At 45.0% G+C, this 24163-nt stretch carries 23 protein-coding genes and 1 pseudogene; 12 read left to right on the top strand and 12 right to left on the bottom strand.

Features of this window, described 5'->3' with window-relative positions; translation table 11 throughout:
• Positions 1 to 100 precede the first annotated feature (100 nt).
• The gene (gene hxlR, locus MY9_RS01995) at positions 101 to 463 is read right to left on the bottom strand and encodes a transcriptional activator HxlR (protein ID WP_014662740.1); all 363 of its coding nucleotides are present in this window, start codon (positions 461 to 463) and stop codon (positions 101 to 103) included.
• A gap of 232 nt (positions 464 to 695) precedes the next feature.
• Between hxlR and hxlA the strand changes: the two genes are divergently transcribed.
• The 5 genes from hxlA (at position 696) to nin (ending at position 4765) form a co-directional block, all read left to right on the top strand.
• Entirely contained in the window at positions 696 to 1328 is a 633-nt protein-coding gene (gene hxlA, locus MY9_RS01990; protein ID WP_014662739.1) for a 3-hexulose-6-phosphate synthase, read from the top strand.
• A gap of 5 nt (positions 1329 to 1333) precedes the next feature.
• Positions 1334 to 1891 carry a 6-phospho-3-hexuloisomerase gene (hxlB, locus tag MY9_RS01985; protein WP_014662738.1) on the top strand — a complete coding sequence of 186 codons (558 nt, stop codon included), beginning with the start codon at positions 1334 to 1336 and terminating at the stop codon, positions 1889 to 1891.
• A gap of 110 nt (positions 1892 to 2001) precedes the next feature.
• Complete coding sequence (gene tlpC / locus MY9_RS01980) at positions 2002 to 3723, top strand: methyl-accepting chemotaxis protein TlpC (RefSeq protein WP_014662737.1); 1722 nt, start codon at positions 2002 to 2004, stop codon at positions 3721 to 3723.
• A gap of 167 nt (positions 3724 to 3890) precedes the next feature.
• Positions 3891 to 4340: a DNA-entry nuclease gene (gene nucA, locus MY9_RS01975; protein WP_014662736.1), complete on the top strand. Its 450-nt coding sequence runs from the start codon at positions 3891 to 3893 to the stop codon at positions 4338 to 4340.
• Between the two features lie 26 nt (positions 4341 to 4366).
• On the top strand, positions 4367 to 4765 hold the full coding sequence (nin, locus tag MY9_RS01970; RefSeq protein WP_014662735.1) for a DNA-entry nuclease inhibitor: 399 nt from the start codon (positions 4367 to 4369) through the stop codon (positions 4763 to 4765).
• Between the two features lie 36 nt (positions 4766 to 4801).
• Here the strand turns inward: nin and bglC are convergent, their stop codons facing one another.
• From bglC to MY9_RS21480, 7 genes and pseudogenes are all read right to left on the bottom strand, one after another.
• Positions 4802 to 6235 carry a 6-phospho-beta-glucosidase gene (gene bglC, locus MY9_RS01965; RefSeq protein WP_014662734.1) on the bottom strand — a complete coding sequence of 478 codons (1434 nt, stop codon included), beginning with the start codon at positions 6233 to 6235 and terminating at the stop codon, positions 4802 to 4804.
• 72 nt (positions 6236 to 6307) lie between these two features.
• Entirely contained in the window at positions 6308 to 7036 is a 729-nt protein-coding gene (locus MY9_RS01960) for an AAA family ATPase (protein ID WP_014662733.1), read from the bottom strand.
• Between the two features lie 18 nt (positions 7037 to 7054).
• Positions 7055 to 7396, bottom strand: a complete 342-nt coding sequence (locus MY9_RS01955) for a DUF3147 family protein (protein ID WP_014662732.1) — start codon at positions 7394 to 7396, stop codon at positions 7055 to 7057.
• Positions 7384 to 7806 (bottom strand): MarR family winged helix-turn-helix transcriptional regulator, encoded by a 423-nt coding sequence (locus tag MY9_RS01950; protein ID WP_041521243.1) that lies wholly within the window; start codon positions 7804 to 7806, stop codon positions 7384 to 7386. Before MY9_RS01950 ends, MY9_RS01955 begins: the two co-directional genes overlap by 13 nt.
• A 126-nt stretch (positions 7807 to 7932) precedes the next feature.
• Positions 7933 to 8265 (bottom strand): YckD family protein, encoded by a 333-nt coding sequence (locus tag MY9_RS01945; RefSeq protein ID WP_014662730.1) that lies wholly within the window; start codon positions 8263 to 8265, stop codon positions 7933 to 7935.
• A gap of 80 nt (positions 8266 to 8345) precedes the next feature.
• Entirely contained in the window at positions 8346 to 8801 is a 456-nt protein-coding gene (locus MY9_RS01940) for an RDD family protein (RefSeq protein WP_014662729.1), read from the bottom strand.
• A 19-nt stretch (positions 8802 to 8820) separates the two neighbouring features.
• Positions 8821 to 9016 (bottom strand): annotated as a pseudogene (locus tag MY9_RS21480) (hypothetical protein).
• 161 nt (positions 9017 to 9177) lie between these two features.
• On the opposite strand from MY9_RS21480, the gene MY9_RS01930 reads away from it, so the two are divergent.
• Positions 9178 to 10041 carry a transporter substrate-binding domain-containing protein gene (locus MY9_RS01930; RefSeq protein WP_014662728.1) on the top strand — a complete coding sequence of 288 codons (864 nt, stop codon included), beginning with the start codon at positions 9178 to 9180 and terminating at the stop codon, positions 10039 to 10041.
• A gap of 9 nt (positions 10042 to 10050) precedes the next feature.
• Positions 10051 to 10731 carry an amino acid ABC transporter permease gene (locus MY9_RS01925; protein ID WP_014662727.1) on the top strand — a complete coding sequence of 227 codons (681 nt, stop codon included), beginning with the start codon at positions 10051 to 10053 and terminating at the stop codon, positions 10729 to 10731.
• 46 nt (positions 10732 to 10777) lie between these two features.
• Here MY9_RS01925 and zinU read toward each other — a convergent pair whose 3' ends face one another.
• The 4 genes from zinU to MY9_RS01900 all read right to left on the bottom strand — a co-directional run bounded on the left by zinU (position 10778) and on the right by MY9_RS01900 (position 15106).
• Positions 10778 to 11971, bottom strand: a complete 1194-nt coding sequence (gene zinU, locus MY9_RS01920; protein ID WP_040084212.1) for a zinc metallochaperone ZinU — start codon at positions 11969 to 11971, stop codon at positions 10778 to 10780.
• 317 nt (positions 11972 to 12288) lie between these two features.
• Positions 12289 to 12873 carry a L,D-transpeptidase gene (locus MY9_RS01910; RefSeq protein ID WP_014662723.1) on the bottom strand — a complete coding sequence of 195 codons (585 nt, stop codon included), beginning with the start codon at positions 12871 to 12873 and terminating at the stop codon, positions 12289 to 12291.
• Positions 12870 to 13784, bottom strand: a complete 915-nt coding sequence (gene folE2, locus MY9_RS01905; RefSeq protein ID WP_014662722.1) for a GTP cyclohydrolase FolE2 — start codon at positions 13782 to 13784, stop codon at positions 12870 to 12872. Before folE2 ends, MY9_RS01910 begins: the two co-directional genes overlap by 4 nt.
• A gap of 116 nt (positions 13785 to 13900) precedes the next feature.
• Complete coding sequence (locus MY9_RS01900) at positions 13901 to 15106, bottom strand: MFS transporter (protein WP_014662721.1); 1206 nt, start codon at positions 15104 to 15106, stop codon at positions 13901 to 13903.
• 179 nt (positions 15107 to 15285) lie between these two features.
• Between MY9_RS01900 and nirB the strand changes: the two genes are divergently transcribed.
• The 5 genes from nirB to cobA all read left to right on the top strand — a co-directional run bounded on the left by nirB (position 15286) and on the right by cobA (position 24145).
• On the top strand, positions 15286 to 17604 hold the full coding sequence (gene nirB / locus MY9_RS01895) for a nitrite reductase large subunit NirB (protein ID WP_014662720.1): 2319 nt from the start codon (positions 15286 to 15288) through the stop codon (positions 17602 to 17604).
• Between the two features lie 6 nt (positions 17605 to 17610).
• A complete protein-coding gene (gene nasC, locus MY9_RS01890) occupies positions 17611 to 19743 on the top strand; it encodes an assimilatory nitrate reductase catalytic subunit NasC (protein ID WP_040084218.1) in 2133 nt (710 codons plus the stop codon).
• Positions 19744 to 19863: 120 nt separating this feature from the next.
• On the top strand, positions 19864 to 22281 hold the full coding sequence (gene nasD / locus MY9_RS01885; protein WP_014662718.1) for an NADPH-nitrite reductase: 2418 nt from the start codon (positions 19864 to 19866) through the stop codon (positions 22279 to 22281).
• Between the two features lie 31 nt (positions 22282 to 22312).
• Positions 22313 to 22633, top strand: a complete 321-nt coding sequence (nirD, locus tag MY9_RS01880) for a nitrite reductase small subunit NirD (RefSeq protein ID WP_014662717.1) — start codon at positions 22313 to 22315, stop codon at positions 22631 to 22633.
• A 60-nt stretch (positions 22634 to 22693) separates the two neighbouring features.
• Positions 22694 to 24145 carry a uroporphyrinogen-III C-methyltransferase gene (cobA, locus tag MY9_RS01875; RefSeq protein ID WP_081483591.1) on the top strand — a complete coding sequence of 484 codons (1452 nt, stop codon included), beginning with the start codon at positions 22694 to 22696 and terminating at the stop codon, positions 24143 to 24145.
• Positions 24146 to 24163 lie beyond the last annotated feature (18 nt).

Here is a 24163-nt window from a genome sequence, read left to right as displayed (position 1 = left end):
TATTTATTGTTGACTGCGATTTACAGTCTTTACATGATATATGTTTACCGCGCAAAAACCGAAAAACAGGCAAAAAAAAGACACCCTTGCGAAGAGCGCCTTACAACGATTCTTTCATGACATTTTTGTCGATATCAAACAATTCCATATAGCCTTTTCCCCACTCATACATGGCATCAAGAATAGGCATGAGGCTCTCTCCTTGCGAGGTCAGAGAATATTCAACCCTCGGCGGGACAACCGGATACACTTCCCTGTGAACAATCATATCCTGCTCAAGCTCTCTCAGCTGATTCGCGAGGATCTTCTGCGTAATATCAGGAATCAATGTTTTTAATTCATTGAACCGTTTTGTGCCTTCTTTTCCTAAATGCCACAAAATGAGCATTTTCCACTTACCGCCAATCACTGCAAGCGTTAATTCCTTCTCACAATTAAACCTTTTTCCGTCCATCCGGCTCAAAAGAAATCCCCCCTCAGTAACCTTTTTATATGTTAGATACGTATCGTCACTTACTTACTTTTTTGCAGACTCTTTTTTCATTATACTCACTCATAATACTAAGAGAAAGAAATCTGATTACCGCTCCACACAGTATCCTCCAAGTAACTTGTTGACTTCAAAGTGCCTACTTCTCATCAAAAGAAGGAACCTATAGAATGAAAAATAATTCGAAAAAGGGAGTGGATCAACAATGGAATTACAGCTTGCATTAGACCTCGTCAACATCCCCGAAGCCATTGAGCTTGTCAAAGAAGTGGAACAATATATCGACGTGGTTGAAATCGGAACACCGGTCGTCATTAATGAAGGCCTAAAAGCCGTTAAAGAAATAAAAGACACATTTCCGGAATTGAAAGTTCTTGCAGACCTGAAAATCATGGATGCCGGGGGCTACGAAATCATGAAAGCGTCGGAAGCGGGCGCTGACATCATCACCGTTTTAGGGGCTACAGACGATGCAACGATTAAAGGCGCAGTAGAAGAAGCCAAAAAACAAAAGAAGAAAATCCTAGTGGACATGATTAACGTGAAAGACATCGAATCCCGCGCGAAAGAAATCGACGCACTCGGTGTTGACTACATCTGCGTCCACACTGGTTATGATCTTCAAGCAGAGGGCAAAAACTCTTTCGAAGAATTAACGACAATCAAAAATACCGTAAAAAACGCAAAAACCGCAATCGCGGGCGGCATCAAACTTGATACACTGCCAGAAGTAATCAAACAAAAGCCTGACCTTGTCATTGTTGGGGGCGGAATTACAAGCGCGGCAGACAAAGCCGAAACAGCTTCAAAAATGAAACAGCTGATTGTCCAAGGATAAATCAGATGAAAACGACTGAATACGTAACGGAAATTCTCAATGAGTTACACCGTTCAGCAGCTTATATTTCTGATGAAGAAGCTGACCAGCTTGCCGATCACATTCTTTCGTCTAATCAAATTTTTACTGCGGGTGCGGGGCGGTCTGGCCTGATGGCAAAATCCTTCGCGATGAGATTGATGCACATGGGCTTCAACGCCCATATAGTCGGTGAAATTCTCACTCCGCCGCTCGCCGAAGGAGATCTAGTTATTATCGGCTCAGGCTCAGGCGAGACAAAAAGCTTGATTCATACCGCAGCAAAAGCGAAAAGCTTACACGGAAATGTTGCAGCTTTAACCATCAATCCGCAATCAAGTATCGGAAAACAAGCAGACCTGATCATTAGAATGCCTGGTTCTCCTAAAGACCAGTCAAACGGAAGCTATAAAACCATCCAGCCAATGGGATCATTATTTGAACAAACGTTGCTGCTATTCTACGATGCAGTAATTTTAAAACTCATGGAGAAAAAAGAGCTCGATTCTGAAACCATGTTCACCCACCACGCGAACCTTGAATAGCCTTACACAACCGGCCTGAAGATCAGGCCGGTTTTATTTTTTCTAAAATAAAACTTTAAGCCCCAAAATCCGATAAGTAATATGACCTACGAATCACAAAAGGAGGAATTATGTTGATAAAACGACTTAAGTTAAAGCTAGGAACTAAAATTCTTTTCCTGGTTTTTGTGGTGATTCTTTTATTTTCCGCATCAGTCGGCACGGTGATGCTTAAGGAAATTACAGAAAACATGAAACAAATGGCAACTGAAAAAGCGAAAGGGGATCTCGCTTTAAGCAATGCTTATATTGATGATGTCATTTCAGGGGACTGGCAGGTGAAAAACAATAAGCTCTATAAAGGGCAAACACAAATCAATGGAAATGAAGATATCGTTGATCTGCTTGGCGAAAAAACGGGTGATACCATTACCATTTTCCAAGGCGATACCCGTGTTGCAACCAATGTCATGAAGAATGGAGAAAGAGCTGTTGGCACCCAGGCTTCTTCTGAAGTTACTGACACTGTATTAAAGAACGGAAAACGGTTCTACGGACAAGCAGATGTTGCAGGCTCTTCTTATCAGACGGCATACATGCCGTTAAAAGATCAAAACGGGAACATTATCGGCATGCTTTATACCGGAGCAAATCAAAGCATATTAGCATCACTTACACATTCGCTTTTCACTCAATTCGCTATCGTTCTTGTTATCGTCATTATGGTATCAGTCATCCTTGTCCTGCTTTTCACAAAAAAAATCAATAAGCGGCTGAACGCTTTAAAAAGCGCGTTTGAAAGTGCCGGAAACGGAGACATGACAATAGAGGTGTCAGATAAAACCGGTGACGAGCTCTCAGAACTAAGCGCCTATTATAACAAGATGAGAATGAAGCTGAACGATACCATCCAAACTGTACAACAATCAGCCCTTCAGCTTGCATCAGCCTCTCAGCAGCTCTCAGCCGGAGCAGAAGAAACGAATCAAGCTTCAGAAAAGATTACAGAAGCTGTACAGCAGATTGCAAATGGAGCCCAAGATCAGATCACACGAATTGAAAACAGTGAAAGCTCATTACAACAAGCTTCAGCAGACATCCGGGATATTTCTGCAAATACTGCCGCTATCGCCGACAAAGGACAGCTCGCGCAATCAAAAGCAGATATTGGGCAAAAGGAAATTTTACATGTACAGGCTCAAATGGACGCGATTCACGATTCAATTCAGAAAAGCGGAGAAATCATACACCAGCTAGACGGCCGCTCTAAACAAATTGAGCAAATTTTATCTGTCATCACCCAAATTGCCGACCAGACAAACCTGCTTGCGCTGAATGCAGCGATCGAAGCTGCCAGAGCCGGTGAACATGGAAAAGGCTTTGCTGTTGTTGCCGATGAGGTACGCAAATTAGCGGAAGAGTCTCAACAGTCTGCGGGACAGATTTCAAAACTGATCAAAGAAATACAAAATGATATGAACCAATCTGCAAGATCTGTTGAGCATGTGAAAACAGAAGCTGCAGAAGGAGTCACCATGATCCAGCGCACCAGAGATGCATTTAAGGAAATTGCAGCTGCAACAGGTGAAATCAGCGCCGAGATTAGTGATTTATCAGCATCTGTAACAAACATTTCAGCCAGTGCACATCAAATCAATGATTCCTTTGCAGCCAATACGGCCGACATTAAAGAATCTACTCAAAATACCCGGCAAGCGGCTGCATTAACAGAGGAGCAATTTGCTGCAATGGAGGAGATTACCGCAGCTTCTGAAACGCTGTCTCAATTAGCTGAGGAGCTTACCGGTATCATAAGCCAATTTAAAATGATTAATCAAGCTGAAAACGGCTGATGACTTACTATCATTATTGTAAATTGGCAATCGTATTTTGCTGAAAGCTAATATTTCGACCTGCTAAAATTACGATTTCTGCAATAAACTGAGCAGAAAACCTAAAATTTAAACCTTTACACCACATGCTTTCTGGATTACTCTTGTGTCAGTTTTAAAAGCGGGAGGTGAACATCACGACGGACATCATAAAAACGATACTTCTCGTCATCGTCATCATAGCAGCTGCAGCTGTCGGCCTGATAAAAGGAGACTTTTTCTCAGCTGATCAAAAAACGTCTCAAACGAAAGAATATGATGAAACAATCGCCTTCCCTTCTGACCGTTATCCCGAAACGGCCAAGCATATTAAGGATGCGATAAATGAGGGGCACTCAGATGTGTGCACCATCGACAGAGACGGAGCTGAGGAACGCCGCGAGCAATCATTAAAGGACGTACCTTCCAAAACGGGGTATGACAGAGATGAATGGCCAATGGCCATGTGCAAAGAAGGCGGTGAGGGAGCTTCTGTAGAATACATTTCTCCCGCTGACAATCGCGGAGCAGGCTCTTGGGTCGGGCATCAGCTTACCGATTATCCAGACGGCACAAAGGTTTTATTCACAATTCAGTAAACAATACATAGAGGAGGAACAGCACATTGATCAAATCATGGAAGCCGCAAGAACTTTCGATTTCATATCATCAATTTACTGTATTTCAAAAGGATTCTGCACCTCCTGTAATGGATTGGACTGACGAAGCGATTGAAAAAGGTTATACTGCGGCAGACGGGGCCATTTCCTTTGAGGCGCAGCGAAATACAAAGGCCTTTATTCTTTTGCGCCTGAACAGTTCAGAAACAGTAAACTCCTACGAGAAAAAAGTGACTGTTCCTTTTCATCTCACAGAAAACGGAATTCAAATTGAAAGCATCATGTCTAAAAGACTGTCCTTTGATCTCCCCAAAGGAGACTATCAATTGACATGCTGGACTGTGCCGGCTGAAATGTCAGATTTGCACGCTGACACTTATATTATTGATGCTGTTTCTGTGTAATGAAAAACCCCTGAGAGAATAACTCTCAGGGACTCTTTATAAACTTTCTCCGTTCGTCTTGATGACATCCTGATACCAATAAAAGCTTTTTTTCTTCAAGCGTTTTAAATCGTGTGTGCTTTCTTCATCACGATTGACGTATACAAATCCGTATCTTTTTTGGTAGCCGTTTAGCCAGCTTAACAGATCAGTAAACGACCAGCTGCAATAGCCGATTAAATCGACACCGTCACTGATGGCTTGTCTGCATTGCTCAAGATGCGAACGCAAATAATCAATTCGATAATCATCCTGTACAGTGCCGTCCTCAACTTTATCAAATTCACCTAAACCGTTCTCTGTTATAAACACTGGAAGCTGATAGCGGCTTGTAATTCGGCGAAGGCCGATACGCAGCCCAGTTGGGTCAATTGTCCAATCCCAGTTGCTCGTTGTCAGGTGAGGATTTTTTTTCGTTTTGAACACTCCCGGTATCCCCGTCTCTTGATTGGTTCCCTTTTGACCTGTCGTATTCATTTTCCCTTCCGACACACCATCAAGCGGATTTCGTTCGTAGGTGATCGTCTGATAATAATTGACACCTACAAAATCAGGCTTCCCTTTGGCAAGGAGCTCCATATCTCCCGCTTCGATAGTCGGCGCCCATCCCTGTTTTTCCAAGTAACGGAAAGGGATTTGCGGGTAGGTTCCCCAGCAATACATGTCAAGCCACCAATTGTTCATAAATTCTTCTGCGTTTTCAAATGCCAGGATATCCTCTGGATGGCTTGATAAAGGATAAGCCGGAGAATAAGCAAAGCTTGGACCGATTTTGCCTTCAGGCACATAATCTCTAAAGGATTCAATGGCTTTTGCATTAGCCAGAAATGCAATATGGTTTGCTTCATAAAATCGTTTTCTGTCTTTCACTCCAGGCGGATGCATGGCTGTAATAAAGCCGTGATTAAAATTGTAGTTCTGTTCGTTTAACGTAACCCAATATTTCACCCTGTCTCCAAAACGTTTATAAAGAGTAATACAGTAATGATTAAAATCCTCTATGATTTTTCTTGACTCAAACCCGCCGTACTCGTCCATAAGCGCTTGAGGCAAATCCCAGTGATATAAAGTCAAAACCGGCTCGATGTGATGAGAAAGCAATTCATCAATCAGGTTGTCGTAAAACGCTAGACCTGCTTCATTGATCTCCCCTCTTCCTTTTGGAAAAATCCGCGGCCAGCTGACGGAAAATCGATACGCTTTTAATCCCATCTCAGCCATCAGGGCGACATCTTCTTTATATCGGTGATAATGGTCAACCGCAATGTCTCCATTGGTTCCTTTAAACGTTTTGCCCGGTATTTTCGTAAATACATCCCAAACAGAAGGGCCTTTGCCATCTTCATTCCAAGCGCCTTCAATCTGGTACGCTGCAGAAGCAGAGCCCCACAAAAAATGTTTCGGAAAAGATTCTGGATGCTGGTGAATCATAGTGTTTATCACTCCTGAATGATTTGATAAACCTATCATAGGCTATGAAACGCGTTTCAGATCAACTCGATCTTAGTCGCGGAACAGTTCAGCTAATATTTTTTCTCTTTGTCCAAGAAAATATCGTGTTAATTGAACATGTTCTGTATTCTCATATTCAATATGATGTATTCTTCCATCATCAAAGCTTAAAATATTAGCATTGGGATAGCCCAGCAGGATAGGGGAATGAGTCGCAATGATCATTTGTACCTTTCCGCCCTTCACCAAATCATGTATAACTCTCAAAAAAGCTAGCTGCCTAGCTGGAGAAAGTGCTGCTTCTGGCTCATCTAAAAGATAAATCGCTTTCTCTTTAAAACGATGACGGAATAGAGACATAAAGGACTCTCCATGTGATTGTTTGTGTAGCGGTCTCCCTCCATAGGAACGGTAGGGCTGAGGAGCATCTAATTCCATTTCATCCAGATGAAGAGAAAGATGATAAAACGCTTCAGCTCTTAAGAAGAAGCCATTTGTTACCTTTGGAAGCCAAGATAAACGTATGTAATCTCCTAAATGGGAATCTGACTCCTGTAATTCATAGACATTATTTCGGCTTCCACCCGCTGTATTGAATTCACACTTATCTGCTATCGCTTCAAGCAAAGTAGATTTTCCAGACCCATTTTCCCCCACAAAAAAAGTCACTTGGCTAGTAAATAAGATGTCATTTAATTGACTTATAGCCGGGATAGTAAAAGGAAATCTGTCAAAGTCCAAAATCTTATCTCGAAGAAGAGTAACCTTTTTTAAAAACATAGCATCTCCTTTCTATACTCAGTTAAATAATATATTGAGAAAGATCTTCTGCATCCATAAAAACATAGCCCATCCTAGTATTCCAACACATAATGCAAACCAAAACGGCACATGAATTTTCAGCAAAAAAGCCAAAATAGCTAGTAAACAAACTGTAGCTGGGATTCCTGTAAGCACACCAGATGCAAATTGACTTAATTGAGCTGTTTTTTCACCTTGTAACTGCATCCAAAAAAGGCTTAATAAACTGACCAAGGGCAAAGCGGCAATGATCCCTCCATAGGTCGGATGTCTTTTTGATATTTCAGTAACAAAACCGATAATCAACGCAGAGATGATTACTTTACTTAAAACTGCCATTGTTTAGCTTTCCTACTCAATAGTTCAAATGCCTGTTCAACTAATTCCTTTTCTGATGTGCTCATTCGTTCAATTATTTCTTTCAATTTCTCTTTATCTAGCTGTGTATGCTGTTCAAGAACAGCTCTTCCTTCTTGCGTTAAGAAAACGAAAACTTTTCGTTCATCCTGCTGACTTCGCCGTTTAGCTATAAATCCCTTTTGAATCAAACGTTTAATATGCTCAGACGCTGTATTGTGTGAGACAGACAAGTATTCAGCCAAAGCTCCTATTGTTGCCTCACCTTGCTTTTCGATATGTTGCATGATTCGTATTGCTTGGTGAGAAATATTATCCTTATGTTGATAATGTAATAAATAATAAATTTCTGTCCACTGCTGATTAAGTTTTGCTATGAAGTCCGTTTCCATCTTTATACACCTCATTTATATCTTATCATAAGATATAATCAATTTAAACGATGTATTTTTCGGAAATTTCATTTTGCAACCTTTAACAATAAAAAAGCACCCAATTCCCATTGGATGCTTACCGTCTTAATGTCTTTTTTCAAATTTATGCGGATGGGGATGGGGCTTTGGAACAAAACCGTTTTGTTTCATCATTTCAAAGTGTTTGTCCATATGATTTTTAATATATTCTCCTCTTTCTTTAGGCAGTACGCCGTATTGTACATACTTTGAGATCACGTCTTTGCGTTTTTTTAGAATCTCTGCTTCCATTTTTTCAATCTCTTTCTTTTGCTGATCTGTCAGTGTGACATTTGCGGGAGGCTGCTGCTGTTTTTCAGCGGCTTCAGCTATACCGGTCAGAGAAATGACAGCCGCGGCAATGAACATTATGATCACGTTGATGGTTATTCGTTTCATCCAGTTTATTCCTCCAATCCTATTTTTCATATGTTTTGCTGCATTGTATTTTTTATGCATAAAAATAGAAAGAGCGAATATTATTCGCTCTTTCTAATCTCTTCGTCAGTATAAAGTTCTTCTTCACCGGGTGACGCGTACGTGACATACGTTCCCGCGATTAAATCATGCAGGGTTCGTTTGTCTTCTCGTACGGCAATCAGAATCAGGCTGGCGATCAAGCCAAGTCCGAAGGTTATACCGTAAACAAGGCCGCCAACAATAACTCGTAAAAACATTGTTAACAGGCTGACTTGTGATCCGTCTTTTTTTACGATTCTGATTCCGCAGATTCTTTTTCCGATAAGGTAGCCGCGCCAAAACACTGGCAACAGCATAGAGTACAGCAGAACAACCAAGCTGATGAACATGCTGTCGTTCGGGTCTTTTCCTGTAATCAGCCAATAGATCAGCAAAAGAGGTACCGAGACTATAATGTAATCTAACAATGCAGCTCCAAGTCTGATCCAAAATCCGGCTGGTCTGTAAATATTCATTTGACTCCCCCATTATGGTTTAAATGTTTCCATTTTCTTTCTCATCGAATATATCATATGCCTTAGGGGCATCAGCAAGACTTAATTTATTCTGAAGATCGCTTTCATGCCTCTTGACCATTTCTTACGGTATTGGCATAGATGAATGACGGATCTGCTGCATCCTTCCTTTAACATGCGTTTCCTTGATACGTCTGGCATTCATCCTTGAACAACTCCTTTTTTCATCACCTCTTCCCTTCATAGCCGCTTTTAAACACCCACCCATGCCTTTTGTATACACAATTCGAACTTTTTGAAAACGTCATCAACATATTGCAACCCCTTATGTTCAATGCTATCTTTTTAGTTGATTAACAGATTGGGGGAACTATAGGTGAAATCATTCAAGCAATCCAAAGCCGTTATATTCAGTTTCACAATGGCTTTCTTTCTTATATTGGCAGCCTGTTCCGGCAAAAATGAAGCCGATTCCAAGGATACAGGCTGGGAGCAGATTAAGGATAAAGGGAAAATCGTAGTCGCTACATCAGGTACGCTCTATCCTACTTCTTATCACGATACCGACTCTGGCTCCGATAAGCTGACGGGCTACGAGGTTGAAGTCGTTCGCGAAGCTGCAAAACGATTGGGGCTGAAGGTTGAGTTCAAGGAGATGGGTATTGACGGGATGCTGACAGCGGTGAACAGCGGACAGGTTGACGCAGCCGCGAATGACATCGATGTGACGAAGGACCGCGAGAAGAAGTTCGCATTTTCTACTCCATATAAATATTCATACGGCACGGCAATCGTCCGTAAAGACGATTTATCAGGGATTAAAACGCTTAAGGATTTGAAAGGGAAGAAAGCGGCTGGCGCTGCTACCACCGTCTACATGGATGTCGCGAGAAAATACGGCGCCAAAGAAGTGATTTATGATAATGCGACGAATGAGCAATATTTAAAAGATGTCGCCAACGGACGCACTGATGTCATTTTAAACGACTATTACCTGCAGACACTCGCGCTCGCAGCATTCCCGGATCTCAACATTATGATCCATCCTGACATCAAGTACATGCCGAACAAACAGGCGCTTGTCATGAAAAAAAGCAATGCGGCACTTCAGAAAAAGATGAATGAAACATTGAAGGAAATGAGCAAGGATGGCACTTTGACTAAGCTGTCGAAGCAATTCTTCAATAAAGCAGATGTATCAAAGAAACTGAATGTCGACGTTCAGGACGTTGATTTGTAATCGGACGCCATGATCAATAGCATTCAGTGGGAATATATTTTCAACACGAAGCTGGCCATTGAATCGTTTCCTTATGTCATAAAAGGCATTGGGTATACACTGCTCATCTCTTTTGTAAGCATGTTTGCAGGAACTGTGATCGGCCTGTTCATATCACTCGCCAGAATGTCTAAGCTTGCTTTGTTAAGATGGCCGGCGAAGCTCTATATCTCATTTATGCGGGGCGTTCCGATTTTGGTGATTTTGTTTATCCTTTATTTTGGGTTTCCATACATCGGCATTGAATTTTCCGCTGTCACGGCTGCCTTAATCGGCTTTAGCCTTAACAGTGCCGCCTACATTGCGGAAATTAACCGTTCAGCCATTTCATCCGTTGATAAAGGACAATGGGAGGCGGCATCCTCGCTGGGCCTTTCCTATTGGCAGACGATGAGGGGCATCATTTTGCCGCAATCGATACGTATTGCGCTGCCTCCGCTTGCCAATGTATTGCTCGACTTAATCAAAGCGTCATCTCTCGCTGCAATGATTACAGTGCCGGAATTGCTCCAGCATGCGAAAATCATCGGAGGCAGAGAGTTTGATTACATGACCATGTATATTCTGACCGCTCTCATTTATTGGGCCATCTGCTCAATTGCCGCAACCTTTCAGAATATCCTTGAGAAAAAATACGCTCATTATGTTTAAACAAACGTTTCATTAAAAAAGCCGCTCCCCAGGGGACGGCTTTTTTCTATTGATTCAGTTTCCATTTAAATGGGTCTTCAAACAGCGACCAGTCGGAATCAAATTCATACTCAGTCAGCAGGCATTGATCAAGCTCTTTCGTGATCGCTTCTTCATCCAGATCAGTTCCAATAAACACTAACTGCGTTAGGCGGTCGCCAAATTCAGGGTCCCACTCCGCCAACATTTCCGGCTCTTGCTGTTTGACTTGCTCCTGCTCAAGCTTTGGCAGCGCCGCCACCCAATATGATACAGGCTCAATCGTAACCGACGGACCTGCTTGCGACATCAGTAAAGCAAGGTTGTTATGAGATGCGCACCAGACGATTCCTTTGGCACGTACCACGTTCTTTGGCATTTGATCCAGCCAACGGTAAAATCGTGTAGAATGAAACGGCAAACGTCTCTTATACACAAATGAAGAGATACCGTATTCTTCTGTTTCCGGGGTATGTTCCGCATGGCCTGCCGTCAGCTCTTGAATCCAGCCGGCCGATCCGCTCGCTTCCTCGAAGTTAAATAGCCCTGTATGTAAAATCTCCTGCGGTTTTACATTTCCTTTGACAGAACGTATGAATTTGGCCCTAGGCTGCAGTTTGCGTAGAACGTTTTCAAGCTGTTCGAGCTCTTGCTCGCTGACCAAATCACATTTATTTAAGATCAGTACATCGCAAAATTCAATTTGATCGATCAAGAGGTCGGCGATTTCTCTTTCATCCTCTTCCCCCAATGCCTCTTTGCGGTCCAGAAGGCTTTCGCCAGACTGATAATCATGCCAAAAACGGTTGGCATCCACCACTGTCACCATCGTATCCAGCTGACAGAATTTTGTCAGGTCGATTCCCATCTCTTCATCGATATAAGAGAAAGTCTGGGCCACCGGGATCGGTTCGCTGATTCCTGTCGATTCGATGACGATATAATCAAACCGTCCGTCCTTTGCCAGCTTCTCAACCTCTATTAATAAGTCTTCGCGAAGCGTGCAGCAAATGCAGCCGTTTGACATTTCCACAAGCTTTTCATCTGTTCTGGAAAGGCCCCCTTCCTGCTTAACCAAGCCTGCGTCAATGTTCACCTCGCTCATATCGTTTACAATGACCGCTATTTTTAAGCCTTCGCGATTCTGCAGAATGCTGTTCAACAACGTTGTTTTTCCCGCACCGAGATAGCCGCTCAGTACGGTAACCGGAATTTTTTTCATCATGATATCCTCCCTTTAAAATAGAACGATTACGATTTAAATTTTATGCTTCGCCGTATAAGCAATGGTGTAAGCAGCTTTTCGCGCTCCGAAAACATTTCTTGCTGCCGCCCGATTGCTAAATCAGTAAAGGCTCCAACCGCGTTTAATCCTTTTCCCCATCGCAAATCTCTTCCCCTTGCCGACAACAAGATCCTTAATCAATGTCTTTCTGTTTCTCACGGATGCACAGCCAATGATAACCCATTTATCACAAAACGTAATTGTTACGATTTGAATTGTATGGTCTTTTTTCCTTTTTGTCAACAGCTTTCAATTCAGTTGATCACCACTTTTGTATGTTCAGGGATATTTTCATATATCCATTTCGCATCCGGGATGGTCAGCCTGATACACCCGTGAGATGCTTTCGTTCCTAGTTTTGCTGCTTCAGCTTTGATGACTTTTTGATCCTTTGTCATTGGCACACTATGAAATAGAAATTCTCCATGGTTTTTCCATGATACCCAATATTCCGCGCCTTCCTGGTATCCTTCGGAGAAAAACCATTCTCCCCGTTCAGGCTCTATATGAAAGGTGCCCTTTGGCGTAGCATCATCCTTTGTTTGATCCAGTCCTGACGAGACAATCATTGTATATAAAGTTTTACTTCCTTCTTTGATGTAAGCCTTCTGTTCTTTCACGTCCACATCAATCCAGACATGTTTCTGCTTGATATCCGGGTATTTACCGCCCGATGGTTTTGTCCAATCGATGCTAGTTTTTTCTGTCTTTTGATCGGACGTTACGTGCTCTGCCGTTTTCTTTTTATCGGCACTTGCGTGTTCTTCCGCATGATCGGAGCAGGCTGACAGCAGGCATGCTGGCATAAAAACGGCAACAATGAATAATGAGAGTTTCATATTCTATCCACTTCCTTTGAAAAACACAGCTTCGCATAGGCATCGTGGAGATGGATTGATTCTTCATTCCGGCATTCAATCTCAAAGGCTGACACCCATTCAAGCTCAAACAAATCCGCAGCAATCAGCCGGGCGAGATCCTCAACAAACCTCGGATTCTCATAGGCCGTTTCCGTCACCGCTTTTTCATCAGGGCGCTTCAATACCGGATGCAGTCTCGCAGAGGCATTTGATTCTGCGACGTGAAGCAAATCAGCTTTAACATCACTTGGCAGCGATGCAGCCGGGTGAATATCAGTCCAAATATTGACCGTTCCCCGCTGATTATGGGCACTGTATTCACTAATTTCCTTGGAACAAGGGCACAGAGTCGTTACTTTAGCTGAGATGCCGGCACGCTGTTTAAACGGCTGATCTTCACGATACGTAACAGACATGAATATGTCAGCATGCATCAGACCTGCTTTCTCAAGCTTCGGACTTTCTCGTTCGAAAAACCATGGAAACCTCACTTCAACTGAAGCAGAGGATGCGTCCATGTTTTCTGCAAGCTCTTTCGTAAATTGCTGAAGGGAGGAAAATGAGAGAATCCAGCCGTTTTGATGATAGACTTGGAGCAGCTCTGTTAACCGGCTCATGTTTATCCCCTTTTGATTTCTCGGCAAATCACAAGTCATAATAAAGTTCGCGGCCGTTGTTTGCTCGGCAGGCGCCATGGCAGAAGTGATTGTGACTGGATGGGACACATTCGCGACACCTACATGCTGAATGTCAAAAAAATAATCCTTCCTGATATTTTGCAGGTCCTTCATTTTCTCTTTTTCCACTGGTTTCTCACCCTTGGCCGGACTGACCGACCCAAAGTATTGAAGACGCTCCGTTTTTTTCGGGAGCAGCATGTGTTGATTCATTCAGAAAACTCCTCTCGCTAACAAATCGTAATAATTACTATTTATTCTGATCGGTTCACTGATGAAAATCAAGAGAAAATAAAAAAGACACGCACAAACGCGTGTCCGTCAAAAACCTACACATCCGCCGGGCTGCTTTCCGCGCTCCAGCTTTTCCGCCAGTAATAGCCTGCGGCAAGCACGAGTGCAAACGCCAGCAGCGCGATACAGGAAAACGTGATAAAACCGATAGCATATGTGCCTGTCATCTGTTTGAGAGATCCTAGGATGTTCGGCAGGAAAAAACCTCCGATACCTCCGGCCGCACCGACGATTCCCGTCACCATGCCAATTTCTTTGCGAAAACGCTGCGGCACGAGCTGGAATACTGCGCCGTTGCCCATTCCGAGCCCCATCATTCCGACAAACAATAGAACAATGACCATTGAGAGGGACGGCAGGCTGCTGACTCCGGCCATACACAGTGCCACGATGACAAACAATACAGAAAGAACTTTCGTGCCGCCGACGCGATCCGAAATCAAACCCCCGACAGGCCTGAAAAAGCTCCCTGCCGCCACACATAATGTAACGAAGTCCCCTGCGTGAATTTTTGACAGCTGGTATTGATCAACAAAGAAAATGGATAAAAAGCTTGAGAGCCCGACAAATCCGCCAAATGTGACGCTATACAGCAGGCAGAAAAACCATGTTTCCTTTTGCCCGAACACATGAAGATAGCTTTTGAGCGGCTGCGGAGCCGGCTGTGCAGGAGAATCTTTAGCCAAGGAGACAAAAAGAATAAAGACGATCAATAATGGAATAAGCGCAATTCCCATAACAATGTGCCAGCCGAACTGCTCTGCCAGACGAGGGCCAAACAGGGTTGCAAACAACGTGCCGCTGTTTCCCGCGCCGGCAATCCCCATCGCAAGCCCCTGCAAATGAGGCGGATACCAGCGGCTTGCCATTGGCAGCGCAACGGCAAAGCTTGCCCCAGCTACGCCAAGCAGAATCCCGATGGCATACAGCTCAGTAAGTGAACGGCCGCCAAATGTCCCCCACAGCAGCGGAATCATTGTCACCAGCATCCCGATCACTGCCGTTTTTTTCGGTCCGATTCTGTCCGTTAAAATACCCAGAATGATACGAAACACAGATCCAGATAAAATCGGCACAGCCACGACAAGCCCTTTCTCAAAAGGAGACAGGCCAAAATCCTGAGAAATATAAACACCCAGCGCCCCAAGCATCACCCATATCATAAAACTGACATCAAAATATAAAAAGGAACAGAGCAAAGTGAGTGGATGACCGCTAGTTTTCAGTTCCGACAGCTTCATAAGATTCCCCTTTCTTGACCCTCATTATTTTACATTTTCTGAATCAAGGATATAGGACCATTATTTTCTGGAAAAGACATGTGTTAGTTTTTATGACACGTTTAATGCGTTAACAATGCATTGTGACATAATTTTTAATAGGAGAAAACTTACGAGCCGCGTCAAAGGAGGTCTGATACATGAAGAAACAAAGGTTGGTGTTAGCAGGAAACGGCATGGCCGGTATTCGCTGTATTGAAGAAATAGTAAAGCTGAATCGCCACATGTTTGAGATTGTCATTTTCGGAAGCGAAACGCATCCCAACTACAATCGCATTCTCTTATCCTCTGTATTGCAGGGTGAAGCGTCACTCGATGACATTACACTGAACAGCAAGGCTTGGTATGACAAGCACGGGATTACGCTTTACACAGGCGAAACGGTTATTCAAATTGATAAAGATCAGCAGCGCATCATAACGGATCGCAAGCGCATCCTGTCGTATGACAAACTCATTGTTGCAACAGGCTCCTCCCCTTATATTCTCCCTATCCCCGGGGCAGACAAAGAAGGCGTCTATGGATTTCGGACAATAGAAGACTGCCAAGCGCTGATGGAGATGGCCGAGCGCTATCAAAAGGCGGCGGTGATCGGAGCCGGCTTATTAGGACTGGAAGCTGCAATCGGTTTACAGCGGCTCGGCATGGATGTCAGCGTCATTCACCACTCCGCCGGCATTATGCAAAAACAGCTCGATCAAACTGCAGCGCGGCTGCTGCAAACGAAGCTGGAACAAAAAGGCTTAACCTTTCTTTTGGAGAAAGACACCGTCTCCATTTCCGGCACCACGCGGGCAGACGGAATCCATTTTAAAGATGGCGCTTCACTAAAAGCAGACCTGATTGTGATGGCGGCTGGCGTTAGACCGAATATTGAATTGGCTGTATCCGCTGGAATCGAAGTGAACCGCGGGATCATCGTGAATGACTGCATGCAGACAAGCGAACCGAATGTCTACGCCGTTGGCGAATGCGCCGAGCATAACGGAACGGTGTACGGATTGGTGGCACCGCTTTATGAGCAGGGAAACGTTCTCGCCAAACATATTTGCGGCGTTCCATGTGAGGGATATCAAGGCTCAGCCTCAGCTGCGGCATTAAAAATAGCTGGAATCGATGTGTGGTCAGCAGGAAAAATTCAAGAGGATGAACACACGACGAGCATCAATATTTACGACGAACAAGCTGGCATTTACAAAAAAGCACTTTTTGAGGATGACAAGCTGGCCGGCGTTATTTTATTCGGAGACACCCGTGATAAGCAGCGGCTTCTCGACAGCTTACTGAAACAACGAGACATCTCCATTGTCAAAAAGCAGATCATCGAACCGCAGAAAAGCGGCACTTTATTTGAATCCATGCCTTCCAGTGAAACGATTTGCCAATGCAACTCAGTGACAAAAGGCGCGATTGAAGGAGCGGTGCACACGAAAAACTTAACAACTCTTGAGGAAATCAAGCACTGTACCAAAGCATCAGGCTCCTGCGGAGGGTGCAAACCGCTTGTTGAAGAACTCTTGAGATATATGGCAAGCAGCGAATATTATACGGAGCCCGCAGGCACACCTTCATTTTGCGGCTGCACCGATTTTACGGAAGACGACATCATCGCTGAGCTTCAACGCAGGCCATTCACTGATCCGGCAGAAGCAATGAACAAGCTTGGGTGGAAAACGAAAAACGGATGCAGTACTTGTGTTCCTGCGATTCAATACTACCTGGAAATGCTGTACCCAGGTTTTGTTCAGCCTGAGCCAGCCGCTGAGGACACATGCATTCTGATTCCGCAAATGTACGGCGGGCGGACAAACGCGGAGCAGTTAAGAAACATCGCCAACATCATTGAGGCATACAGCATCCCTGACGTATCCATCACTCACAGCCAAAGACTGAAGCTTTCGGGGATCAAATCTGCGGATCTCCCGAACATAAAAAAAGACCTGAAGATGCCCGTTTCCACCAATGAATTCCGGCACACGCTGCAAAGCATCAAAGCATGTACATGCGGGCAAAATCGATTCATTCAGCAGCTGGCAGCCCAAATCGAAAGACACCTTGAGACGCTTTCCTTCCCCGCTCCCATTTCTATCAGCTTATCATGTGAAACAGACTGCACCGATGCCGCCCTGCAGGATGTCGGCGCGGTTCGGACACAAGCTGGCTGGGACATATACATCGGCGGCATCCGCGGAACTCATGCCCGTTCCGGAGCCCTGTTTTGCGTGACAGACAACGCAGAAAAAACTGTCGGCATGATCAAAGGAATGATCCAGTATTATCGTGAAACAGCTCATTACTTAGAAGCCGTTCATCAGTGGATGGACCGTCTCGGAATCGTTCATATCAGAGAAGTGCTATTTGAAGAAGACCTAAGGACACAGCTGCTGGAAAGCCTTCATACAGACCTGTCACTGATTCAAAATCCGCCTATAGAGGCTGGCGCACATAAGAAAGGATGAGGCATTTTGACCGAACGACTGCTTAGATATTTCCGCGATAAACAGCAAGACATCCAATCAGAAAAAACGTATGACACCCAATGCCCGTTTTGCAGCATGCAGTGCAAAATGCAGCTCGTGGAACAAACCATCGTCACACGGAAAAAGTACACAGCGATTGGGATTGACAATCCTACGACAAAGGGCCGTCTCTGCATGAAGGGCATGAATGCTCACCAGCATGCGTTGAACTCCTCTCGCATCACCCACCCGCTGCTAAAAAAAAACGGCGAGTTTATGCCTGTTTCTTGGGAAGAAGCACTGAATTACATCAAAGAACAAGTGACAACGATCCAAACAGAACACGGCCATGACGCCATGGCTGTATACGGAAGCGCCTCGATAACAAATGAAGAGGCGTATTTGTTGGGGAAATTCGCACGAGTGGGCTTACAGACCAAATACATTGACTACAACGGGCGGCTTTGTATGTCCGCCGCCGCAACCGCAGCCAACCAAACATTCGGCGCGGACAGAGGCCTAACGAATCCCTTATCAGACATTCCCCACACCCGTGTGATCATTCTGGCCGGCACCAATATTGCGGAATGCCAGCCTACAATGATGCCGTATTTTGAAAAAGCGAAAGAAAACGGAGCTTACATCATTGCCATTGATCCGCGTGAAACAGCGACAACAAAAATCGCCGATCTTCATCTGAAAATAAAACCCGGCACAGACGCCGCCCTTGCCAACGGTCTCGTCAAAATCATCATTGACGAGCAGCTCATAAACGAGGATTTCATTCAATCACGAACAAATGGATTCAAGGAGCTGAAGCAGCATACTGACTCGTTGAACCTGAATAACATCGCTGAACAGACGAGTGTCCCGCTGGCGCATATAAGAAAAGCTGCTGTAAAGTTTGCAAAGGAAACGTCCGGCATGCTGTTTACAGCCCGCGGGATTGAACAGCAAACCGATGGAACAGCGGCTGTGAAAGGCTTCTTAAACATGGTGCTGATCACAGGAAAAATCGGCAAGCCTTACTCAGGTTACGGAGCGATCACCGGACAAGGCAACGGGCAAGGTGCAAGAGAGCATGGCCAGAAAGCCGATCAGCTTCCGGGCTACCGATCTATCGAAAATGAGCAACACCGGGCACATATTGCGAAAGTGTGGGGAATTCATCAGGATGATCTGCCGCGAAAAGGTGTCTCAGCCTATGAAATGATGGAAAAAATCCATGACGGCGACATTAAAGGACTGTTCCTCACGTGCTCCAATCCTGCTGTCTCCAGCCCAAATGCGAATCTCGTGAAAAAAGCCCTAAGAAAACTAACATTCTTTGTCGCAATCGATTTGTTTATTTCAGAGACTGCGGAATACGCAGATGTGATTTTGCCAGCCTCCTCTTATTTAGAAGATGAGGGCACCATGACAAATGTAGAAGGACGCGTGACATTAAGAGAAGCAAGCCGGCCATGTCCCGGCGAAGCAAAGCATGATTGGCAGATCATTTGTGATCTCGCATCCGTTCTCGGCAAAGGCCGCTACTTTTCTTACACGTCAGCGGAGGATATTTTTAATGAATTAAGAGAAGCGAGCCGAGGAGGGATCGCCGATTATTCAGGCATCACATATGAGAGGCTAAGACGTGAAGGCGGCATTCACTGGCCATGTCCGGAACCTGATCATCCCGGAACCGGGCGCTTGTTTACAGAATCATTTGCTCATCCGGATCAAAAAGCGGCATTAAGTGTAATTCCAAATGAACCGCCTGTGCCAAAAGAGAAGCCGACAGCCGATTATCCGCTTTATTTAACGACAGGCCGCGTCATGTCTCACTACTTAACAGGCGTTCAAACAAGAAAAAGCGCCGCCCTGGCCGCGAGACATTTTGAATCGTTTATGGAAATCCATCCGCAAACAGCAGCGACCTACAATATCGAGGACCGTGTACTGGTAAAAATAGAATCTCCGCGGGGAAGCATCACCGTCCGCAGCAAATTATCAGAACAAATCAGAAAGGATACCGTTTTTGTTCCCATTCATTGGGCAGACGCTCAAAATGTGAATGATTTAATCGGGGAGGCCTTAGATCCAGCCTGTAAAATGCCCGGTTTTAAGGTATGCGCCGTCCGAATCAGACCTATTTAAATTTTTCATAAAATTTTTAGAACTTTTCGTATATTTTGTTACATTTTATAACATGTATCTTAAATATTCCTTTTTGCTGTGCTACGCTGGAAAAAACATTGATAAGGAGCGGATCATCTGATGGGAAAAAAACAGCTAGTTCTTGTTGGTAATGGAATGGCCGGGGTAAGGGCCATTGAAGAGATACTGAGTGTTGCTAAAGACGAGTTTCAGATCACAATTTTTGGTGCCGAACCGCATCCCAACTATAATCGAATCCTTTTGTCAAAAGTGCTTCAAGGCGATACAGATATTAAAGATATTACGTTAAACGATTGGGACTGGTACGAAGAAAACAACATTCAATTGTATACAAATGAAACGGTCATCAAAGTAGATACAGAAAACAAAACAGTCATCACAGACTCAGACAGAATCCAGCCTTACGACGAATTAATCCTGGCGACAGGCTCTGTCCCTTTTATCCTTCCGATTCCGGGAGCAGACAAAAAAGGCGTCACAGCTTTCCGGGATATAAAAGATACAGACACAATGCTCGCCGCGTCAAAACAATATAAAAAAGCAGCCGTCATCGGCGGAGGACTTCTTGGTTTGGAAGCCGCTCGCGGACTGCTGAATCTCGGCATGGAAGTATCCGTCATCCACCTCGCCCCATTCCTGATGGAGCGCCAGCTTGATGCAACGGCAGGACGCCTGCTGCAAAACGAGTTAGAAAAACAAGGGATGACCTTTTTACTTGAAAAGCAAACCGAAGAAATTGTTGGTGACGATCGTGTCGAAGGCCTCCGTTTCAAGGATGGCACAAGCATTGAAGCTGATTTGGTCGTCATGGCTGTCGGCATCCGCCCAAATACAACGCTCGGCGCCGAGAGCGGCATTCCGGTTAACCGCGGTATCATCGTCAACGATTATATGCAGACGGAAATCCCGCACATTTACGCGGTTGGCGAATGTGCTGAGCACCGCGGAATCGCCTACGGGCTTGTGGCGCCGCTCTATGAACAAGCAAAAGTGCTGGCGAAGCATATTTGCGGCATCGACACAAAACCGTATGAAGGTTCTGTTCTCTCTACACAGTTAAAGGTATCAGGCGTCGAAGTCTTCTCTGCCGGTGACTTTAACGAATCAGAGGAGAAAAAAGCGATTAAAGTCTTTGATGAGCAGGACGGCATCTATAAAAAAATCGTCCTGAGAGGCAACCAAATTGTCGGTGCTGTTTTATTCGGCGACAGCAGCGAGGGCAACCGCCTGTTTTCTATGATTCAAAAAGAAGCCGATATCTCTGAAACCTCAAAAATATCAATCTTACAGCCTCTCGACCAAGAAGCAGGCACAAGCATTACCGCAGCGATGAGCGACGATGAAATCATCTGCGGCTGCAACGGCGTGTCAAAAGGTGCGATTATTCAAGCCATACAGGAAAAGGGCTGCTCGTCAACGGACGAGATCAAAGCATGCACCGGTGCATCCCGTTCATGCGGAGGCTGTAAGCCGCTCGTAGAAGAAATCCTCCAGCATACGCTCGGATCAGACTTTGATGCGTCAGCGCAAAAAGAAGCCATTTGCAGCTGCACCACATTGTCGAGAGATGAGGTCGTAGAAGAAATCAAAGCCAAAGGGCTGTCACATACAAGAGAAGTCATGAATGTGCTCGGCTGGAAAACGCCAGAAGGCTGTTCCAAATGCCGTCCGGCTCTGAACTACTACTTAGGCATGATCAATCCAACCAAATACGAGGATGAACGGACATCCCGCTTTGTTAATGAACGAATGCACGCCAATATTCAAAAAGACGGAACATACTCAGTCGTTCCTCGGATGTACGGCGGCGTGACCAACTCTACAGATTTGCGCAAAATCGCTGATGTCGTCGACAAATATGAGATCCCGCTCGTGAAAATGACAGGCGGACAGCGAATTGATCTTATCGGTGTGAAAAAAGAAGACCTTCCGAAGGTATGGGAAGATCTTGATATGCCATCAGGCTACGCGTACGGAAAGACACTTCGGACAGTCAAAACATGCGTAGGCGAGCAATTCTGCCGCTTCGGCACACAAGACTCCATGGCACTGGGCATTGCACTTGAGAAAAAATTCGAAGGGCTGCACACGCCTCATAAAGTCAAAATGGCCGTGTCTGCCTGCCCGCGAAACTGTGCGGAATCCGGCATTAAGGACCTTGGCGTAGTCGGCATCGACGGAGGCTGGGAGCTTTATGTCGGCGGAAACGGCGGAACCCATTTGCGTGCCGGCGATTTGCTGATGAAGGTAAAAACAAATGAAGAAGTGTTAGAATACGCAGGCGCTTACCTGCAATATTACCGGGAAACTGCAAACTATCTGGAGCGTACATCCGCATGGCTTGAGCGCGTCGGTTTATCCCATGTCCAGTCCGTGTTAAACGATCCTAAAAAGCGACAGGAGCTGAACGACAGAATGAATGAAACACTCTCTGTCCACAAGGATCCGTGGAAAGACTTTTTAGAGGATAAACAAACTTCTAAAGAATTATTTGAAAATGTCGTCACCACATCATAATGACAAAAACAAACATTAAGGAGGAATGGACATGGTAAACAAAGACGTAACAAAAGTATGTATCGGAAAAATTGGAGAATTGCCTGAACAATTAGGCAAAACAGTGTATATTGAAGATAAGGAGCTTGCAGTCTTCAAGCTTTCAAACGGAAGCATCCGCGCCATCGAAAACCGCTGTCCGCATAAGGGCGGCGTTCTGGCAGAAGGCATCGTCAGCGGCGAATATGTTTTTTGCCCGATGCACGACTGGAAAATCTCCCTAGAAGACGGGATCGTTCAAGAACCTGACCACGGATGCGTCAAAACATACGAAACACTGATCGAAGGAGAACATGTTTATCTCGTATATTGATCAAAAGACCGGATCACTTTTCTAGTGGTCCTTCATTTTTTACAGTGACGGAAGGATGACATGATCATGAAGAACGGAATCGTATATTTCGTGGGAGCCGGACCCGGTGACCCAGGGCTGCTCACCATCAAAGGAAAACAGGCGCTCGAGGAAGCAGATGTGATTTTATATGACCGGCTCGCCAACCCGAGGCTGCTCGAATTTGCATCACCGGACTGCCAGTTTATTTATTGCGGAAAACTGCCAGACCGCCATTTTATGAAACAAAAAGAAATTAACGCCCTGCTGGTTGAAAAAGCATTAAATGGGTCAACCGTCGTTCGCTTGAAGGGCGGAGATCCGAGCGTATTCGGCAGAGTCGGCGAGGAAGCGGATGCTCTTCATGAGCACGGCATTCGCTATGAAATGGTGCCTGGAATCACCTCTGGAATTGCAGCGCCGCTATATGCAGGCATCCCCGTCACGCATCGGGATTTCGCATCGTCTTTTGCCATGATTACAGCGCATGATAAATCATTAAAAGGCACGCCGAACCTTGACTGGGAAGGGCTTGCCCGAAGCGTTCAAACCCTTGTTTTTTACATGGGTGTCAAGAACTTGTCTTATATTTGCCAGCAGCTCATTTCATACGGAAAATCGCCTTCTGTCCCTGTCATTGTCATCCAATGGGGAACGTGGGGCCGCCAGCGAAGTGTGAAAGGAACGCTTGAGAACATTCAGCAAAAAGTTCAGGAGCACCAGATAACAAACCCTGCGATTATCGTCATCGGAGATATCGTTAACTTTCAAACACACAGCTGGTTTGAAAGCAAACCACTTATCGGCCGGCATATGATGATAGTCACTCATGGCGAGGATGAAGACCCGCTTGCAGACAGGCTGCGTGATTCCGGCGCCGATGTCATCGAATGGCCCAAGTGGCGGACTGAAAATATGCCCGTCAATGAAGACATTCTTCGAAAGATCGGCAGCTTTGAAGACATACTTTTCACATCGCGCCGTGCGGTTTGTGAATTTTTCAAAGCACTGGCTTCTAAGAAAATCGACATCCGCCAGTTGACAGCCCGACTGAGTGCAGCAACTGAGCAAGCAAAGGCGGAGCTTGAAAAACGGGGTTTTCTTGTCACCGCCATTCAGCCTGATTCAGAAAAACGCCTTGTTGTCGGGAGCCGCCCTGCAGTGGAAAATGTCCAGACGCATGAGTCCAGTTCGTTTTATATCACTCATGAAAATGTCATAGACGACCGGTTCACCCACATGATTCAGCGCACCATCAGTGAATCCCCGTTGCACATGGTCATTTGCCCGAACAAGCTGTCCGTTCAGCAATTGATCAGTAATGGACAACAAATTGGCATTTCACCGGAACCATCAGCAAGCCGCCCCCCTATCGTCTGCATAGGCGATGATTCGGCTGCCGGCGCTTATGGATTCGCAGCCGTCCAAGCACAGGATGAATTGTTTGCTTTCATCCACAATCAACAAGCGGAAAAAAAACTCCTTCACAGCTGATGGCAAGCAGCCCTTTTC

Origin of the sequence: Bacillus sp. JS (genome assembly GCF_000259365.1) — a bacterium.
Lineage (GTDB): Bacteria > Bacillota > Bacilli > Bacillales > Bacillaceae > Bacillus > Bacillus stercoris.
The sequence above is the reverse complement of the archived record's forward strand: the minus strand, read 5'-3'. Positions and strand labels throughout refer to the sequence as shown.

Excerpts from the sequence above, each read along its gene's own strand:
- hxlA (WP_014662739.1), top strand. The coding sequence starts at position 696 with ATGGAATTACAGCTTGCATTAGACCTCGTCAACATCCCCGAAGCCATT.
- hxlB (WP_014662738.1), top strand. The coding sequence starts at position 1,334 with ATGAAAACGACTGAATACGTAACGGAAATTCTCAATGAGTTACACCGT.
- tlpC (WP_014662737.1), top strand. The coding sequence starts at position 2,002 with ATGTTGATAAAACGACTTAAGTTAAAGCTAGGAACTAAAATTCTTTTC.
- bglC (WP_014662734.1), bottom strand. The coding sequence starts at position 6,235 with ATGATTCACCAGCATCCAGAATCTTTTCCGAAACATTTTTTGTGGGGC.
- MY9_RS01960 (WP_014662733.1), bottom strand. The coding sequence starts at position 7,036 with ATGTTTTTAAAAAAGGTTACTCTTCTTCGAGATAAGATTTTGGACTTT.
- MY9_RS01955 (WP_014662732.1), bottom strand. The coding sequence starts at position 7,396 with ATGGCAGTTTTAAGTAAAGTAATCATCTCTGCGTTGATTATCGGTTTT.
- MY9_RS01950 (WP_041521243.1), bottom strand. The coding sequence starts at position 7,806 with ATGGAAACGGACTTCATAGCAAAACTTAATCAGCAGTGGACAGAAATT.
- MY9_RS01945 (WP_014662730.1), bottom strand. The coding sequence starts at position 8,265 with ATGAAACGAATAACCATCAACGTGATCATAATGTTCATTGCCGCGGCT.
- MY9_RS01940 (WP_014662729.1), bottom strand. The coding sequence starts at position 8,801 with ATGAATATTTACAGACCAGCCGGATTTTGGATCAGACTTGGAGCTGCA.
- MY9_RS01925 (WP_014662727.1), top strand. The coding sequence starts at position 10,051 with ATGATCAATAGCATTCAGTGGGAATATATTTTCAACACGAAGCTGGCC.
- zinU (WP_040084212.1), bottom strand. The coding sequence starts at position 11,971 with ATGAAAAAAATTCCGGTTACCGTACTGAGCGGCTATCTCGGTGCGGGA.
- MY9_RS01910 (WP_014662723.1), bottom strand. The coding sequence starts at position 12,873 with ATGAAACTCTCATTATTCATTGTTGCCGTTTTTATGCCAGCATGCCTG.
- folE2 (WP_014662722.1), bottom strand. The coding sequence starts at position 13,784 with ATGAATCAACACATGCTGCTCCCGAAAAAAACGGAGCGTCTTCAATAC.
- MY9_RS01900 (WP_014662721.1), bottom strand. The coding sequence starts at position 15,106 with ATGAAGCTGTCGGAACTGAAAACTAGCGGTCATCCACTCACTTTGCTC.
- nirB (WP_014662720.1), top strand. The coding sequence starts at position 15,286 with ATGAAGAAACAAAGGTTGGTGTTAGCAGGAAACGGCATGGCCGGTATT.
- nasD (WP_014662718.1), top strand. The coding sequence starts at position 19,864 with ATGGGAAAAAAACAGCTAGTTCTTGTTGGTAATGGAATGGCCGGGGTA.
- nirD (WP_014662717.1), top strand. The coding sequence starts at position 22,313 with ATGGTAAACAAAGACGTAACAAAAGTATGTATCGGAAAAATTGGAGAA.
- cobA (WP_081483591.1), top strand. The coding sequence starts at position 22,694 with ATGATCATGAAGAACGGAATCGTATATTTCGTGGGAGCCGGACCCGGT.